The sequence below is a fragment of the Amycolatopsis sp. NPDC059021 genome (assembly GCF_042739895.1).
GTDB lineage: Bacteria > Actinomycetota > Actinomycetes > Mycobacteriales > Pseudonocardiaceae > Amycolatopsis.
On record NZ_JBHYIQ010000002.1, the window covers coordinates 89574 to 104697 of the forward strand.

Annotated in this window: 11 protein-coding genes; 1 reads left to right on the top strand and 10 read right to left on the bottom strand. The window is 71.4% G+C overall.

The annotated features are described in order from the left end of the window. Positions 1-4: 4 nt before the first annotated feature. The 7 genes from ACFWX1_RS01350 to ACFWX1_RS01380 all read right to left on the bottom strand — a co-directional run bounded on the left by ACFWX1_RS01350 (position 5) and on the right by ACFWX1_RS01380 (position 8250). Positions 5-1090, bottom strand: coding sequence for a zinc-binding dehydrogenase (locus ACFWX1_RS01350; protein ID WP_378382816.1), 1086 nt, complete (start codon positions 1088-1090; stop codon positions 5-7). Beyond that, positions 1090-1377 carry a putative quinol monooxygenase gene (locus ACFWX1_RS01355; protein WP_378382817.1) on the bottom strand — a complete coding sequence of 96 codons (288 nt, stop codon included), beginning with the start codon at positions 1375-1377 and terminating at the stop codon, positions 1090-1092. The genes ACFWX1_RS01350 and ACFWX1_RS01355 overlap by 1 nt, the downstream gene beginning before the upstream one ends. Further along, on the bottom strand, positions 1374-1967 hold the full coding sequence (locus ACFWX1_RS01360) for a glycerol-3-phosphate responsive antiterminator (protein ID WP_378382818.1): 594 nt from the start codon (positions 1965-1967) through the stop codon (positions 1374-1376). The genes ACFWX1_RS01355 and ACFWX1_RS01360 overlap by 4 nt, the downstream gene beginning before the upstream one ends. Positions 1968-2015: 48 nt before the next feature. Further along, entirely contained in the window at positions 2016-3578 is a 1563-nt protein-coding gene (locus tag ACFWX1_RS01365) for an FAD-binding oxidoreductase (protein WP_378382819.1), read from the bottom strand. Continuing rightward, positions 3575-5260, bottom strand: a complete 1686-nt coding sequence (locus tag ACFWX1_RS01370; protein ID WP_378382820.1) for an FAD-dependent oxidoreductase — start codon at positions 5258-5260, stop codon at positions 3575-3577. The genes ACFWX1_RS01365 and ACFWX1_RS01370 overlap by 4 nt, the downstream gene beginning before the upstream one ends. An 84-nt stretch (positions 5261-5344) precedes the next feature. Further along, positions 5345-6823 carry an FGGY family carbohydrate kinase gene (locus tag ACFWX1_RS01375; protein ID WP_378382821.1) on the bottom strand — a complete coding sequence of 493 codons (1479 nt, stop codon included), beginning with the start codon at positions 6821-6823 and terminating at the stop codon, positions 5345-5347. Next, entirely contained in the window at positions 6820-8250 is a 1431-nt protein-coding gene (locus ACFWX1_RS01380) for an MFS transporter (RefSeq protein ID WP_378382822.1), read from the bottom strand. Before ACFWX1_RS01380 ends, ACFWX1_RS01375 begins: the two co-directional genes overlap by 4 nt. A 266-nt stretch (positions 8251-8516) precedes the next feature. Here ACFWX1_RS01380 and ACFWX1_RS01385 point away from each other — a divergent pair, with 266 nt between their 5' ends. Next, positions 8517-10073 carry an alpha/beta hydrolase gene (locus ACFWX1_RS01385; protein WP_378382823.1) on the top strand — a complete coding sequence of 519 codons (1557 nt, stop codon included), beginning with the start codon at positions 8517-8519 and terminating at the stop codon, positions 10071-10073. A gap of 14 nt (positions 10074-10087) precedes the next feature. On the opposite strand, the gene ACFWX1_RS01390 is transcribed toward ACFWX1_RS01385, so the two are convergent. The 3 genes from ACFWX1_RS01390 to ACFWX1_RS01400 form a co-directional block, all read right to left on the bottom strand. After that, complete coding sequence (locus tag ACFWX1_RS01390; RefSeq protein WP_378382824.1) at positions 10088-10744, bottom strand: response regulator; 657 nt, start codon at positions 10742-10744, stop codon at positions 10088-10090. Beyond that, entirely contained in the window at positions 10741-11907 is a 1167-nt protein-coding gene (locus tag ACFWX1_RS01395; RefSeq protein ID WP_378382825.1) for a sensor histidine kinase, read from the bottom strand. The genes ACFWX1_RS01390 and ACFWX1_RS01395 overlap by 4 nt, the downstream gene beginning before the upstream one ends. 162 nt (positions 11908-12069) lie before the next feature. Continuing rightward, on the bottom strand, positions 12070-14385 hold the full coding sequence (locus ACFWX1_RS01400) for a M4 family metallopeptidase (RefSeq protein ID WP_378382826.1): 2316 nt from the start codon (positions 14383-14385) through the stop codon (positions 12070-12072). Positions 14386-15124: the final 739 nt, after the last annotated feature.

A 15124-nucleotide genomic window follows, 5' to 3' on the forward strand; every position in this document is an offset into this window, starting at 1 on the left:
CGGCTCAGAAGGTGATGACCTGGCGCACGGCGCGACCCTCGTGCAGGCGGTCGAAGCCCGCGTTGATCTCGTCGAGGGTGATCGAGTGCGTCAGCAGCGCCTCCACCGGCAGCAGTCCCGCCTGATACAGCGCGATGAACCGCGGCACGTCCCGCCGGGGTACGCAGGAGCCCAGATAGCTGCCGCGCAAGGTCTTCTCCTCGGCGACGAGGCTTTGCGCGGGCAAGGACAACTCGGCGGAGGGGTCCGGCAGGCCGACGGTGACCGTGGTGCCGCCCGGCCGGGTCGCCTGGTAGGCCTGGGCCAGGGCGGCGACCACTCCGGTGGTGTCGACGGCGTGGTCGGCGCCTCCCCCGGTCAGCTCGCGGATCTCCGCGACGTCGCCCGCCAGGACGTGAGTGGCGCCGAGCGAAGAAGCCAGCTCTCGCTTCGAAGCGACAGGATCGACCGCGAGCAGCGTCGTGGCACCGGCGGCCTTCGCGGCGAGCAGCGCGGAGAGGCCGACACCGCCGAGGCCGAACACGACCACGCTGTCGCCGGGACGCACATCCGCCGCGTTGAACACCGCGCCCGCGCCGGTCAGCACGGCGCAGCCGAACAGAGCCGCGATCTCGAACGGCAGGGTCTTGTCGACCCGCACAGCCGAACGGGCGGACACGACGACGTACTCGGCGAAGGCGGACACGCCGAGGTGGTGCAGCGGGCGCCCGGCCGGGGACGACCAGCGGACGTCCCCGCCGAGCAGGGTGCCGTCCCGGTTCGCCGCGGCGCCCGGGACACACAGCGCGGGACGTCCGGCCGTGCACGGGCCGCAGTCGCCGCAGGAGGGCACGAACGTCAGGACGACGTGCTCGCCCGGGACGAAATCGCTGCCCGATCCTGCCTCGACCACCTCACCGGCGGCCTCGTGCCCGAGCACCATCGGCACCGGGCGCGGCCGCGACCCGTTGATCACCGACAGATCCGAATGACACAACCCGGCCGCGCGCACGCGGACCAGCAACTCGCCCGGCCCCGGCGCGTCCAGTGTCAGCGTCTCGATTTCCAGCGGCTTCCCGACCTCGCGCAGCACCGCGCCACGGACGCGCATCACCGCTCCCCCGCCGGGACGCAGCGGGTGACCTGCCGGTCGGCCAGCAGCGGCACGACCTCGCCGAGCACGATCCGCTTGAAATGCTCCGACGCGCAATGGGCGGTGAAGTCCTGCTCGCTGTCGTACTCCTCGACGATCACCACGACACCCTCCTCGATTCCCGTGTGGACGGTGTACCGGCGGCAACCGGGTTCGCGCCGCGACGCCTCGGCCATCGGCCCGAGCAGTTCGACGACCCGGTCCCGCTCCGCGGTCACATACCGGGCCACCACGACGAAACTCATGCTTCTCCTGTACGTAGCCGGGACCGGGTCAGCGACCACAGCCCCGCATCGGACGACGCGGCGGCCAGCGCGCCCATCGCCAGTGAATGCGCCACCCCGTCGCGGTCGGTGACGAATCCGGCCGCGACGAAGGGTGACAGGACTTCCCGTGCCTGCGCCGACATCCAGGGGATGATCGGCGCCGGCATCAGCTCCACCAGATCCGGGCCGCTGCGCTTGACCGCCTCCAGGCTCCGGTTCAGGTTCGACCGGTCGGTGACGAACACCTTGTGCATGGTCAGCAGCGACAGCGCCCGCCCCCGTTCGATCGGGGCGACCCGGGTGCTGACCACCCCGGCCGCCCCGATCTCCTGGAGGAAGTCCACGCCGCCGCGGTCGGTGGCCAGGCCGGGGCACGAGTCGATGTTGACGAACACGAGCTTGTCCAGCCCGGCCAGCAGCGACACGATCTTCGGCAGCTGCCCGACCGGGACCGACGCCAGGATCCCGACCCGGGCCTCGGCCTTCACGAAGTCCGGCACGCGAGCGGAACCGACCACCGAAGCACACACCGGGACGTCCTCGAACGCCGCCGTGATCCTCTCGTTCATGGCGTCCACCGTTTCATGCCGACCCTCGTGACCGTGCACAGTGGCCGGTCAGCTCGCCGTGTCCAGGGGGTTCGGGCCCAGGTCGCTGGGCAGGCCGAGCTTGCCGGGGTTGAGCAGGCCCCGCGGGTCCAGCGCCCGCTTGACGTCGGCGAACGTGCCGAAGCCGGTCCCGAGCGCGTCGGCGAGGTACGGCCCGCGCAGCAGGCCCGAGCCGTGGTGGTGGCTGAGCGCGGCGCCATGGCGCACGAGGACCGCGTTGGCCGCGTCCCACGCCGAGCGGTACCAGTGCCGCCGCTTTTCCGGCTCGACGTCGCCGCGCAGCGAGAAGTACAGGCAGGCGCCGTCGGTGTAGGCGTGCGACTGGTGCGCGGACGCCCGGAGGGTGCCCGGCACGGCTTCGATCGCGGCCACCACCTCGTCGTAGATGGCGGGCAGCGCGGCCCACGAGCCTGCCATCTCCAAGGTGTCGGCGACGAACCCGGGCCCCGGCGTGAACCCGTCGGCCGACTTGCCGACCAGCATGCGCTCGTCGAGCCAGCGCTCGAACACCGGCTGACCGTCCACTTCGGACCCGGTGGCGGCGCATTCCTCGGCGCTCACCTGGATCATGGCGTCGACCAGGACCGGATCGCCCTCGTCGGCGATGAGCAGCAGGTTGGTGTCCGGCTGCCCGAAGTGCGTTCCGCTCTCCAGTTTGTCGTAGAGCCGCATCGCGGCCGGGGTCGCGCCGCGCTGCATGATCCGGCGGCAGGCGTCCAGCCCCTCGGCGAACGTCTCGAAGCCGTACGCGATCGCCTTCGAGTAGGCCGGCAGCGGGTGCGTGCGCAGGCGCACGGACGTGATCACGCCGAGCGTGCCCTCCGAGCCGACGAACAGCTGGCGCAGGTCCGGGCCGGTGGCCGCGCGCGGGTAGTCGCCGAAGCGGGCCAGTGTGCCGTCGGCGAGCACGACGTCGAGGCCGACGACCATATCCTCGATCTTGCCATAGCGGGTGGACAACTGGCCCGCGCCGCGACACGCCACCCAACCGCCCACAGTGGACATCGCGAACGCCGAGGGCCAGTGCCCGGTGGTGGCGCCGTGGACCTCCTGCAGCTCCTTCTCGAACAGGTCGCCGAACATGCCCGCCTGCACCTCGACGATCTGCGAGGTGGCGTCGAAGGACACGATCTCGTTGAGGCGGCAGACATCCAGCACGACACCGCCGTACACCGGCAGCGCGGCACCGGTGACGTTGCTGCGCCCGGCGGACACGGTCAGCGGCACCCGGTGCTCGCCGCACAACCGGACCACGGCCTGGATCTGCTCCACCGTGCCCACCTCGGCGATCACCGCGTCCGGGGTCGCCGGGGCGTCCGCGGTCTCGCCGATCATCGAGCCCGCCCACCAGTCGCGGGTCCGCAGCACGACCTCGTCGCGGTCGGTGTACACCGCGTCCGCCACGCCGCGCAGTGCCTCGGTCAGCGCCGCCGGTACGTCCACAGTGGACTTCTGCAACGACGCGCCGCCCTGGCCCGGCGCCGTCCGGGCGCCCCAGCGCGGCGGCGTCGGCGCGCCGACCACGTAATTGCCCCGGTTGAACGGGTGGGTGATGGTCTGGCGGCTGATCATGCGTTGTCTCCCAACAGGTTGTCTCCGAACAGGATCGACTTCTCCCGGGCGACGCCCGCCCGGTACTCCTTCACTTGCGCGGCCACGGTTTCCTGGCTGAGGCCGAGTTCCGCGCCGAGCAGCTCGCCCACTAGCGGGGCGGCTTCGGCCGACGCGTCCCTGGCGAACAGCCGCAGCCGGGTCCGCCGGGACAGCACGTCGTCCACCGAACGCGCCATCTCCGAGCGGGCCGCGAACACGACCTCGGCCTTGAGGTGCGGCTGCCCCGGGATGAGCGGCTCGCCCAGCGACGGGTCCTCGTCGACAAGCGCGCTGACGAAACGCGCCTCGGTGCCGTAGCGGCCGCCGAGGTGCGCGGCGATGCCGCCGGTCGCGGCGGTCGCCTCCGCGTCGTAGCCCGCGCCGCCGACCAGCGGCAGGTTCTTGGTGCGGCAGCGGGCTTTCCGGCCCAGCAGGCCGAGCGCCTTGTCCACCACCAGCTCGCCCATATGCCTGCTCGTGGTGAGCTTGCCGCCGGTCACCGTGACCATGCCCGCCGAAACGGTGATGTGGTGGTCGCGCCGCATGTCCAGCGTCGCGCCTTCCTTGCCGCCGACCAGCGGGCGCAGGCCGGCGTAGCTGCCCAGCACGTCACCGGCGTCCAGCTTGGTGTCGAACGCGATCGTGGCGCCTTCGAGCAGGAACTCCATCTCCTCGCGGGTGCAGTGCACGTCGTCGGTCGAGCCGTCGTAGTCGGTGTCGGTGGTGCCGACCACGACGACGTCGCCCCAGCGGGTGCAGGTCGCGCGCCGCGCGCGGCCCGGGATGGGCACGGTGACCGTGCAGTCGTTGCGGATCTTCGACCACGGCAGCACGATGTGGACGCCCTTGGCCGGGCGGACCTGCGGCCGGTGGCCCTCGTCGGCCATGCCGTCCACGTTGTCGGCCCAGACGCCGGTCGCGTTGACCACAACCCGGGCGCGGACGTCGATCCGTTCGCCGCCGGCCTCGACCGTGGCCCCGGTGACCCGTCCGCCGGAGGTGCGCAGGCCGGTCACCTCCGCGCCGTTGGCCACGACGGCGCCGAGGTGCGCCGCGCTGCGCACGATCGCGAGTGTCAGCCGGGCGTCGTCGGCGCGGCTGTCGTAGTACATCAGCCCGCCCTTGAGATTGTCCGCGCGCAGCGTCGGGGCGTGCGCCAGCACCTCGTCGACGGTGAGCCGCTGGTGCAGCTTGCCGATCCGCCAGCCGCCGGCGAGGTCATAGGTCCACAACAGACTCTCGAAGGCCTTGGCGATGCGCGCGTCGAAAACACCGTCCTTGGCCAGGATCGGGAACAGGAACGGCAGCCGCTGCACCAGATGCGGGGCGTTGCGGCGGAACCGCTGACGCTCCAGCAGCGAATGCCGGACCAGATCGAGGTTGCCCTGTTCGATGTAACGCAGCCCGCCATGGACCATTTTGGACGATTTCGACGACGTCCCGGACGCGAAGTCGTCGCGCTCCACCAGGGCCACCTTCAGGCCACGGGAGGCGGCGTCCAGCGCGGTGTAGGCGCCGGTGACGCCGCCCCCGATCACCAGCACGTCGAACGTGCCGGTGTCGAGACTCTTCAGCGCCGCGCGACGATCCAGCCGCAGTGGCGCGGAAAGGGTCGCCCTCGCGGCGACGGCGTTCGGCCGTCGGGACGGCAGTGTGAACATGAGCTTGTCTCTCCACTCAGGACAGGACCCGGACGTCACCGGGCCCGCTTGTAACGTCCACTAAGGACAGTATGAAAAGGACGGTCAGGACAACGAGACCGCGAGCACGTCCTGCCAGCGTGCGCGCAGTTCCCGCCGGTCGTCTTCGGGCAACCGGGGCTCGAAGACCTCGCCCGGCTTCTGATAGCCGACGGCGTCGGCCAGCGACGGCCACACCCCGAGCCGGGCACCGGCGAGGTAGGCCGCGCCACGCAGGCTGGCGGTCGCCGAATCGGCCACCCGCTCGATCGCGACACCGGCGAAATCGGCCTGGCTCTGGAGCAACGCGTCGCTGGCGGCCAGCCCGCCGCCGACCCGCAGATGGGTCATCGGCCGCTTCATCGTCGCCCGCAGCGCGTCGACCGTGTCGCTCACCGCGTGCGCGATCCCGTCGAGGACCACGCGCGCCAGCACTTCACGCGAGGTCGCCAGGCTCAGCCCGACCAGCAGCCCGCGCGCGTCGGGCCGCAGCACCGGCGTGCGCAGCCCGGCCAGCGTGGGCACGAACCAGGTCGTCTCACTGCTCGGCTGCCCCGCCGCCAGCGCGCTGATCTCGGCCGCGGAACCGAACAGCCCGAGGTCCTCGGTGAGCCAGCGCAGCGCGGACCCGGTGGTCGAGGTGTAGGCCTCCAGGCTGAACCGGCTGTGCCCCGCGCTGCGCCAGCCGACCAGGCACAGCACGCCGTCCACCTCGCCGAGCCCATCCGGTGGCTCGTCGCCGACGAGCGCGCCGACGAACGTGCCGGTGCCGTGCACGCAGGTCCCCTGCCCCGGCGTCAGCGCGCCGAGGGCGATCAGCGAGGCGTGCTGGTCGCCCATCACCGCCGCGATCGGCACGCGGATGCCGAGCAGTTCCGGGTCGGTGCACCCGAAGTCGCCGTCATCGTCGAGCGGCGGCGGGGCCAGCTCGGCCGGAAAACCCAGCCGTGCCAGCCATTCGGCGTCCCAAGCGTGCTCGCGCAGCCGGTACCCGCCGAACGCGACGGCGTTGGTCGCCGAAATCGCGTACCGCTCGCGGCCGCTCAGATGCCACACCAGCCAGGTGTCCACCGAGCCGAACAGCACGCGATCCGCGGGTATGTCGAGCTGGTCGAGTTGCCGCGCCGCCCACAGGAACGGCGCGCGGGTGCCGACCGGGCGGCCGGTTCCCGCCCACAGGACCGGATCCCATTCCGGCGCCAGCTTCGCCAGCTCGGCGGCGTACCGGGTGTCCTGCCACACCACGGCCGGGGCCAGCGGCCGCCCGGTCTCGCGGTCCCACAGGATCGCGGTCGCCCGCTGAGTGCAGACCGACATGCCCACGATCTCGACGTCGTTCTCCCCCGCCCAGGCCACGGCCTGCCGGGCGACGTCGACGGTATGCCGCAGCAGTTGCTCCGCGTCCTGCTCCACTCGGGACGGTTCGGGATGCACGACGTCGATGGCGGTGTAGAACGACGGCCCGCACACACCGTCCTCGCCGACCACCGCCGCCCGTGTGCCGGTCGAGCCCTCGTCGACGGCCAGGATTCCGCGCCGTGTCATGCCGCGCTCCCGGCGAACTTGATGTCGATCTCCTCGTCGTCGGGGTCGACGCCGCTGCGGGTCGGGTCCCACCGCACGAGCAGGCAGGAGACGAGACCGAGGAACGGCACCACCGCGAGCAGCGCGATCGTCGGGCCGAGCCCCAGCGCCTCCTTGATCTGCGGGAACACGTACAGGCCGACCACGCTGCCGAAGCTGCCGAGCATCCCGGTCACGCCGGTGCCGAGGGTGCGGATGTCGCTGCGGTAGGACAGCGCCGCGATCGACTTGCCGTTCGCGCCGGGGCCGGCCGAGTGGAAGAAGATGAACAGGAACGGCAGCAGGAACCCGATCGCGATCGGGAGCTTGCCGAAGCCCAGCCCCATCACCAGCAGGATGGCGAACGCGAAGGCGTACCCGATCGCGGAGCTGACGCGCAGCCCGATCCTGCGGCCGAAGTAGGCCGAGAGCGCGCCGCCGACGATCCCGGCGACGTTGAAGATCATCGACCCGAGCGTGGCCGTCTCGAACTTCTGCCCGAAGATCGCCAGGCTGATCACCGGCAGGTACCAGCCGACGGCGAAGTACTGCATGGACTGGGTCAGCGAGATCGCCGTGGACAGGAAGGTACGCGGCAGATAGGGCTTGCGGAACAGCACGCCCGCCTGCCGGAACCCGATCTTCCGTTCCTGGGCCGGGACGTCCTCGTCCGCGGCGGTTCCCGGGGTCACCTGGAAACCGTAGATCCGCCGCAGGCTTTTCGCCGCTTCGGGCAGCCGTCCCTTGGTCGCCAGCCACGACGGGCTTTCGGCGAGGAACACGACCTGCAGCACCAGCAACGCGATCGCGAAGACCCCGGCCGAGCCGACCGACCAGCGCCAGATCTCCACCGAGACGCCGAGGTTGTAGAACAGCAGTGTCAGCGCGAGGTTCACCGTGGTGGCGACGTACCAGACGGACTGCCACAGGTTCAGCCGCCCGCGCAGCTTCGCCGGGGTGTACTCGGCGAGCAGCGCCATCGCCACCGCGAAGTCGATGCCGTAGGCGATGCCGACCAGCCCGCGTCCGAACCAGACCGCCTCGAAACTGCCCGCGGTGGCGGTGAGCACGGCGCCGAGCGCCGCGATCGCCTTCGCGGCGATCAGCGGTTTGACCCGGCCGATCCGGGCCGCCAGCCAGCCGCCCGCCGGGTTGAACAGGATGGCGATCGCGGGCGCGGTCGCGGTGAGCACGCCGACCTGGGTCGCGCTGAGCGTCAGCTCCTTGGTCATCGGCGAGAGGCCCGCGCCGAGCGCGGCGTTCGAATAGGCGTCCAGGAACAGGCCGCCCAGCACCAGGTACCACAGCAGGTTCGCCTTGCGCGGCAGCTTCGACAGAGTGTTGATCAGCGCGGTGACCTGCGAAACGTTCGCAATCGATCGCGACGTTGCGACCGTGGGTGAACTCATGGACCGCCAACTTTCTGCGCTGGCTGTCAGCGATCCGACACGAAAAAACAGACACGACGAAGACCGCTGACAGTGGCTCTTCGTCTGTGCCTGTCTGAAGTGGAAAGACTAGGTCGCGAATCGGCACGCGTCAAGACGCCCCGGCGGCTCAGCCTGGGGACAGAGGGCGGGCCGGTGAATCTCCGTCGCGCGGCAGATGTCCGGCGGTGCCGCTCGGCCATAGCGTTTCCCATGACAGCAACGACTTTTCGCCTTCGGAGGCAGTCATGAAACCCGCCCGCCGCGCCCTCGCGGTACTCGTTTCCGGTGGCCTGCTCACCGTCACGGCCGGTGTTTCCGCCGCCACGGACGACATGACCCGGTTCGAGCGGCAAACGATCGCCTGGCACGGCTGCCGGACCGGCGACGCGGACGAGACCGGTGCGCGGCTCGACGCGGCCGGGGCGCGCTGCGGCGAGGTCACCGTCCCGCTGGACTACGCCGACACCGGCGGGCGAACGATTTCGGTGGCGGTGGCCCGGCGGCCCGCGACCGATTCCGCCCACCGGATCGGCACACTGGTGGTCAACACCGGCGGTCCGGGCCCTTCGCGGGAGGGCGTCACGCTTCTGGCACAGGGCCTTCCGCCCGACATGCCGCGAAGCGCCCCGGAGCTCGCGGCGCGGTATGACCTCGTCGGGATCGACCCGCGGTTCTTCGGCCGCAGCACGCCGCTGGAATGCGGCTGGCCCACCGGTCTTTACCTGCGCAGTGCCCAGCTCGCCACCCCGGACCGCGCGACGTTCGACCGCAGCGTAGTCACCGCGAAGGAGCTGGCGTCCCGGTGCTCCGCGCACCGCGATCTGCTCCCCCACGCCTCGACCCGCGCCATGGCGCGCGATCTGGACGTCGTGCGTGCCGCGCTCGGCGCACCGCGGATCTCGTACCTGGGCTGGTCCTTCGGCAGTTACCTCGGCGCGGTCTACCTCCAGCTGTTCCCCGGCCGCGCCGACCGGGTCGTGCTCGACAGCGCCGCCTCCCCCGACGCCGCCGGACCCGGCCTGACCCGCGAGACCGCGCCCGCCGACGCCGCCGCGCTGACGGACTGGGCGCGATGGGCCGCTGTCCACAATGGACAATACGGCCTCGGTGACAGCGTGCTGGGGGTGCTGGCCACCATCGACCACATCGGACGGTCGGCCGCCCGTGCCCCGCTGCGGGTCGGCAGCCACCGCGTCGACGCGTCGATGGTTCCCGGGCTACTGCTCACGGTCAGCGACAGTGACGAGGCGTACGCGGAATTCAGTGCCCAGGTGCGGGTGCTGTGGGACGCGGCACGAGGCGCGGCGGTCACGCCGACTCCCGCCCAGGAGTGGAAGCTGGCCCTGTACACCAGTTCCGAGGTGCTCCCGGACTTCGGGTTCAGCGCCACGATCGCGAACCAATGCGCGGATCGGGCGGCCTCGCGCGACCCCGAGACGTACTACCGCGACATCCAGGCGCATCTGCCCACCGAGCCGAGGTACGGTCCGCTGGCCCGCCACCTCACCCCGTGCGCGTTCTGGCCCGCCGTCCCGGTCGAGGCGCCGACCCGGATCGGCACCGGCCACGCCGCGCTCCTGGTGGGCGCCACCGGTGATCCGGCCACCCCTTACCCCGGCCAGCGAGCGATGCACCGGGCCCTCACGGGCTCGCGGATGGTCACCCTCGACCGCGCGTTCCGGCACGGGGTGTACCTCCTCTCCGAGCCCGGCGCCGCCACCCACTGCGTCGACGAGACGGTCCTGGGTTATCTGCTCGGCGGTGCCCTGCCCGCCGCCGACCGGATCTGCGCCAGGGGCTGAGCCCACGGCGGGCGTCACCGGTCCCCGGGCCGGACGACGCCCGCCTCGTAGGCCATGACCACCGCCTGCACCCGGTCACGGACCCCCAGTTTGGCCAGGATGTTGCGCACGTGCGTCTTCACCGTTCCTTCCGCCACCACCAGGCTCCCGGCGATCTCGGCGTTCGAGAGGCCGCGGGCCATCGCCACCAGCACCTCGCGCTCGCGTCCGGTCAACGTCGCGGCCAGCCGCGCCGCCTCCGGGTCGAGCGCGGGCGCCAGCCGCTCCAGCAGTCTCCGGGTGGTCGACGCCGCCAGCACCGCGTCACCGGCGTGCACCCTGCGCACCGCGGCGAGCAGGTCGGCCGGGGCCGCGTCCTTGAGCAGGAACCCGCTCGCCCCCGCCCGCAGTGCCGCCAGCGCGTGCTCGTCGACGTCGAACGTGGTGAGCACGAGGACCTTCGGCGGTTCCGGGAGCGCCAGCACCCGGCGGGTCGCCTCGACGCCGTCGAGCACCGGCATCCGCACGTCCATCACCACCACGTCGGGACAGTGCCGCCGCGTCTCCCGCACCCCGGCCAGGCCGTCCCCCGCCTCGCCCACCACGGTCAGGTCCGGCTGGGAGTCGAGCACCATCCGGAAACCGGCCCGCACGAGCTCCTGATCCTCGACCAGCACCACCCGGACGGTCACGACGGCACCGGGATCCGGGCGCTGAGCACGTGCCCGCCGCCGGGCCGCTCGCCGAAGGTCACGGTGCCGCCGTGTGCCCCGGCGCGCTCCCGCATCCCGGCCAGGCCGTAGCCACCGCCCGCGCCCGGACCGGTGCGCGGCGTGCCGCCCTCGTCCCGCACGTCGATCGCGAGACCGCCGTCTTCCCAGCGGATCGCCACCTCCGCGCGAGCGCCCGCGCCCGCGTGCTTGAGCACGTTGGTCAGCCCCTCCTGCACTATCCGGTACAGCACCAGCCCGAGCGCGGGTTCGACGGGCACCGGGAGTTCCATGGTCAACCGGACGTCGAGCCCGCCGGCCCGGACCCGTTCGACGAGCTCCCGCACGTCCGCCGCGCCCGGCTGCGGCGCGACGGACTCGCCGGAGTCGCTCCGGAGCACGCCGAGCACCCGCCGCACCTCCCCGAGTGCCTGCCGGGCGTGGTCGCCGATCGTCGCCAGCGCGGACGTCGCGGTTTCCGGGGACGTCGCCGCCGCGTACCGCCCACCGTCCGCCTGGGCGATCACCACCGCGAGCGTGTGCGCGACGACGTCGTGCATCTCGCGAGCGATCCGGGTCCGTTCCCCCAGCACGGCGAGCCGGGCCCGCTGATCACGCTCGGCCTCCAGGAGCCTGGCCCGCTCGGCGAGCATGTCCACCTGCTTGCGCCGGACCCGGTGCAGCACGCCGACGGCCCACGCCGCCACCACCGTGCTGCCGAGCAACGCGCCGAGGACTACGTGCAGCGACACCGGAACCGGCAGCTGGGGCCAGCTCCATCCGCCCAGCACGGCGCCGAGCAGACCGGCCGCCGTCGCGAGCCTGCCCGCCCACACCGGGCCATGGGCCACCGCGGCGTGGACCGCGATCGGCACCGCCACATCGGCGGGGAGCGCGCCGATGCTGTCGCGGACGGTCAGCCACTGGGCGAACGCGGCGGCCGACACCAGCGCCGCGCACAGCACCGGCACGCGCCTGCGCACCGCGAGCGGAACGGTCAACAGCAGCGACAGCACGAAATAGCAGGCGTCGGCGTCGAACTGAAGTCCTAAAAGGACACTGCAGCCGGCGAGCACGAGCGCTGCCACGGTATCGGCGGACAGTGCGTGCCCGCGCATCCACGAATCAACCCGCTCGCCGAGCACGGCCTCACTCTACGTCCGGGCAGCCGGGCGGCACCTCGGCAAAGCGGCCGATACCGGCTACGCCGCCAGGCCTAGCCCGAACGGCGTAACCGGACGACGCGGCGGGGCGGCCGCCGTGCTCCGGCGACCGCCCCGTCCGTTCACTGCGTCAGGATCACCGGATCAGCAGGGGCCCGAGTCCTCCCAGACCGCCCACGACTCCGGCGCGCCCGGCTCGGCGCCGACGGAGTACCACGTGGACTTCCACCGGTGCCCGTTGTGGGAGACCTCGTCACCCGGCGCGTAGGCCTGGGTGGCGTTCCACTCCGGGAGCGAGCCACAGCCGCCCTGTTGCTCGACGGTCAGGGTGAACGTGGCCGTGTGCGTCACCGAACCCGTGCCCGACACCGTGATCGAGTAGGTCCCCGGCGCCGTCGTGGCCGACGTCGTGACGGTCAGCTTCGCCGAACCGCCGGAGGTGACCGACGAGGGATCGAAGGCCGCGGTCGCGCCGGAGGGCAGGCCCGAGGCGCTCAGCGTGACCGTCTGGTCGGTACCGGCGGTCGTCTTCGTCCCCACGGTCGAGGTCGCGGCTTCGCCGGGCTTGACGGTCGCGGCCGCCGGGTCGAGCGTGAGCGAGAAGTCGTTCTCCGGCGGCTTACCGCCCACGGTCAGGTTGTAGGTCGCGGTGTGCGTCGCGCTGCCCGCGCCCTTGACCGTGATCGGGTAGGTGCCCGCGGGCACCGACGCCGTCGTGGCCACCGTCATCGTCGAGGACTGCCCGGAGGTCACCGACGCCGGGTTGAACTGGATGTTCACGCCGGAGGGCTGCCCGCTCGCGGTGAGCGCCACCGTCTGCGGGTTGCCCGAAGTGGTCGCCGTCGCCACCGTCGCGCTCGCCTTGCCGCCCGCCTGGACCTGGCCGGACGCGGGGTTGAGCGTCAGGCTGAAGTCGTCGGTCGGGTTGCCGACACAGGTCGGGTCACCGGGCTGGGCGGGCAGGCTGATCGCGTCCCAGGCCGCCTTGACCGAGGTGAACTGGGCACAGCTCGGGTCCAGGTTCTTGGCCGCGGTCAGCGTGGCGGTGCGGTAACGCTTGTAGGTCATGCCCGAGGTCTTGAGCAGCATCGCGTTGTAGAACACGCGACCGGCGTTCTGGATGCCGATGCCCTTGACCGTGGAGCTGTTGCAGGTCGGGCTGTTCGCCGAACCCTCGGCCAGCAGGTAGAACCAGTGGTTCAGCGGGCCGGCGGCCTTGTGCACCTCGGTGCCGGGGATCGAGCTGGAGTAGCAGTTGGGGTCGTTGTTGACCCGGGAGGGATCCCGCATGTCGCGGATCGGGCCGTTGCCGACGAGGTTGACCGACTCGCCGACGGTGTAGTCCGGGGTGTCGTACGGCGCCGGTTCGTTGGTGTAGGCCTCGGTCAGCGCGCCGAAGATGTCCCCGGTCGCCTCGCCGAGCCCGGCTTCCTGCCCGGCACCGCCGGGGGTGTACTGGTCGATGGCGTGGCCGTGTTCGTGGCCCACCACGTCCATGGACCCGATCCACTTGCCTGCCTGGTTGTGCCCGATCTCGATGTGGTCACCGGTCCAGTAGGCGTTGACCGCGTTCAGCCCGACCTGCACGGTCACGCCGCGGCCGTTGCCGTCGATCCCGTTGCGGCCCAGCCACGCCTTGAGCATGTCCCATTCGTGCTGGGTGGACCAGAGCACGTCGACGCAGCCGGTCTCCTTGCTGCTGGCGTTCCCGTTGCCGAAGGTGTCGTTGGCGTTGGTGAAGGGCTGCTTGCTGCTGTAGTCGACACAGCGCACACCGGACCGCTTCGGGTCGACCGTGCTGTTGTTGCTCGTGTCGATGGTCAGCGGGTTCGGGCCGTTCCACTCGCTGGTGCCGCGCCCGGCGGAGGAGTCGTCACGGCTGCCGACGACGGCGCCGGTTTGGGCGTCGACGTAGACGTGCGGCCTGCTGGGGACGTTGCCCGCCTTGTGCCCGGTGAGCACGGTCTCGAAGACCAGCTTGCCGCTGCCCTCGGCCAGCACCGAAAGCGTGCTGCCCACCACACTGTCCACTTGGGACAAAGTGGTCTTCGCGACGGCCGCCGCCTGGTCGCCGGTCAGCTTCGGGACGGTGTCGACGGTGAGGTCGGCCTTAGGGGCCGCCATGGTGTCGAGCACCTTGCCCGCGTTGTCGGTGGCGACCACGGCGTCCCCGCCGATGACCGGGAGTCCCTTGTAGGTCCGGTCGTACGAGACGTAGAACAGGTCCCGTTTACCGGGAACACCGCCCTGATAGACGTTCACTCTTCTGAACTGCTCGTCGGCGCTCTTGTGGAGCGCGTCGAGGCCGGAGTCGGCCGCCCGGTCGGCGGCCGCGACGGCGAGTGCCACGGAGTTGGGGGCCGGTGCGGCCGGTGGCGCCGCCTCGGCGACAGCGGTGATCGCTTGAATGGAAAGGGCCGCCAAGCACGCTGCCGATAACAGTCCTGCTGCGCGTTTCACGCTTGCTCCTAGAGGAAGGGTTTTCTGCCTGAACAGCAGGAGCAAAGTATGAGCTTATAAACATGAATGTCAACTAAACCGAATGCTTGACGCTGTTCGGCCGCACGCATTAGGTCGATCGGCACTGAGCGGCGATATTATGCCCCGCGTTATGGCGTGGTCCGGCCTATTCCCCCGCCACCCACGGGCCGGCGGTTTCCCTGTCCCGCCCGGCCACCTCGGCTTCCCAGTAACGGCAGGGATATTCGGCGAGGACGCCGGCCTGCGGACCGGTAGCGCAAGTGGTCTGGTCCAGTTAGGCAGCGGCGCCGAAATCCATCCCTTCGACGCTTGACAGAAGACCGGTCGCCACCCACGACGGCCACCACCGTACACCCGATCCGCCACCGCGGAAACCACGCGGGCAATCCGCGGCCACCATTTTTCCCAGCGTCTGTCAATCCGCATTCTCACCGTTGCCGGAGTGAATTCGATCTCCGCCGGGCACACCTCGGGTCCGGGAAGGACTCCTTACCGGCGCTCACCGCCGTGAAGGGGGCCACCGCCCGCGGCGATGTCCCGAACGCGTCGTTGACGACGTTGATCGTCTCGAACGCGTCGTTCGCGACACAGTGGGGCGGCTGGGCACCACACCCCTTGTGCCGGGGGGGGCCCGCTCCGCGGGGGGGGTGGGTGTGCGAGAGCGAGGGAGTGAGAGCGCGCGCGCGCCGCACCCGCGCAGAGAGAGAGGCGGTCGGGG

Bases quoted from the DNA above. Each gene is read 5' to 3' on its own strand.
- ACFWX1_RS01355 (WP_378382817.1), bottom strand. From the start codon at position 1,377: ATGAGTTTCGTCGTGGTGGCCCGGTATGTGACCGCGGAGCGGGACCGG.
- ACFWX1_RS01360 (WP_378382818.1), bottom strand. From the start codon at position 1,967: ATGAACGAGAGGATCACGGCGGCGTTCGAGGACGTCCCGGTGTGTGCT.
- ACFWX1_RS01365 (WP_378382819.1), bottom strand. From the start codon at position 3,578: ATGATCAGCCGCCAGACCATCACCCACCCGTTCAACCGGGGCAATTAC.
- ACFWX1_RS01375 (WP_378382821.1), bottom strand. From the start codon at position 6,823: ATGACACGGCGCGGAATCCTGGCCGTCGACGAGGGCTCGACCGGCACA.
- ACFWX1_RS01370 (WP_378382820.1), bottom strand. From the start codon at position 5,260: ATGTTCACACTGCCGTCCCGACGGCCGAACGCCGTCGCCGCGAGGGCG.
- ACFWX1_RS01385 (WP_378382823.1), top strand. From the start codon at position 8,517: ATGAAACCCGCCCGCCGCGCCCTCGCGGTACTCGTTTCCGGTGGCCTG.
- ACFWX1_RS01380 (WP_378382822.1), bottom strand. From the start codon at position 8,250: ATGAGTTCACCCACGGTCGCAACGTCGCGATCGATTGCGAACGTTTCG.
- ACFWX1_RS01350 (WP_378382816.1), bottom strand. From the start codon at position 1,090: ATGCGCGTCCGTGGCGCGGTGCTGCGCGAGGTCGGGAAGCCGCTGGAA.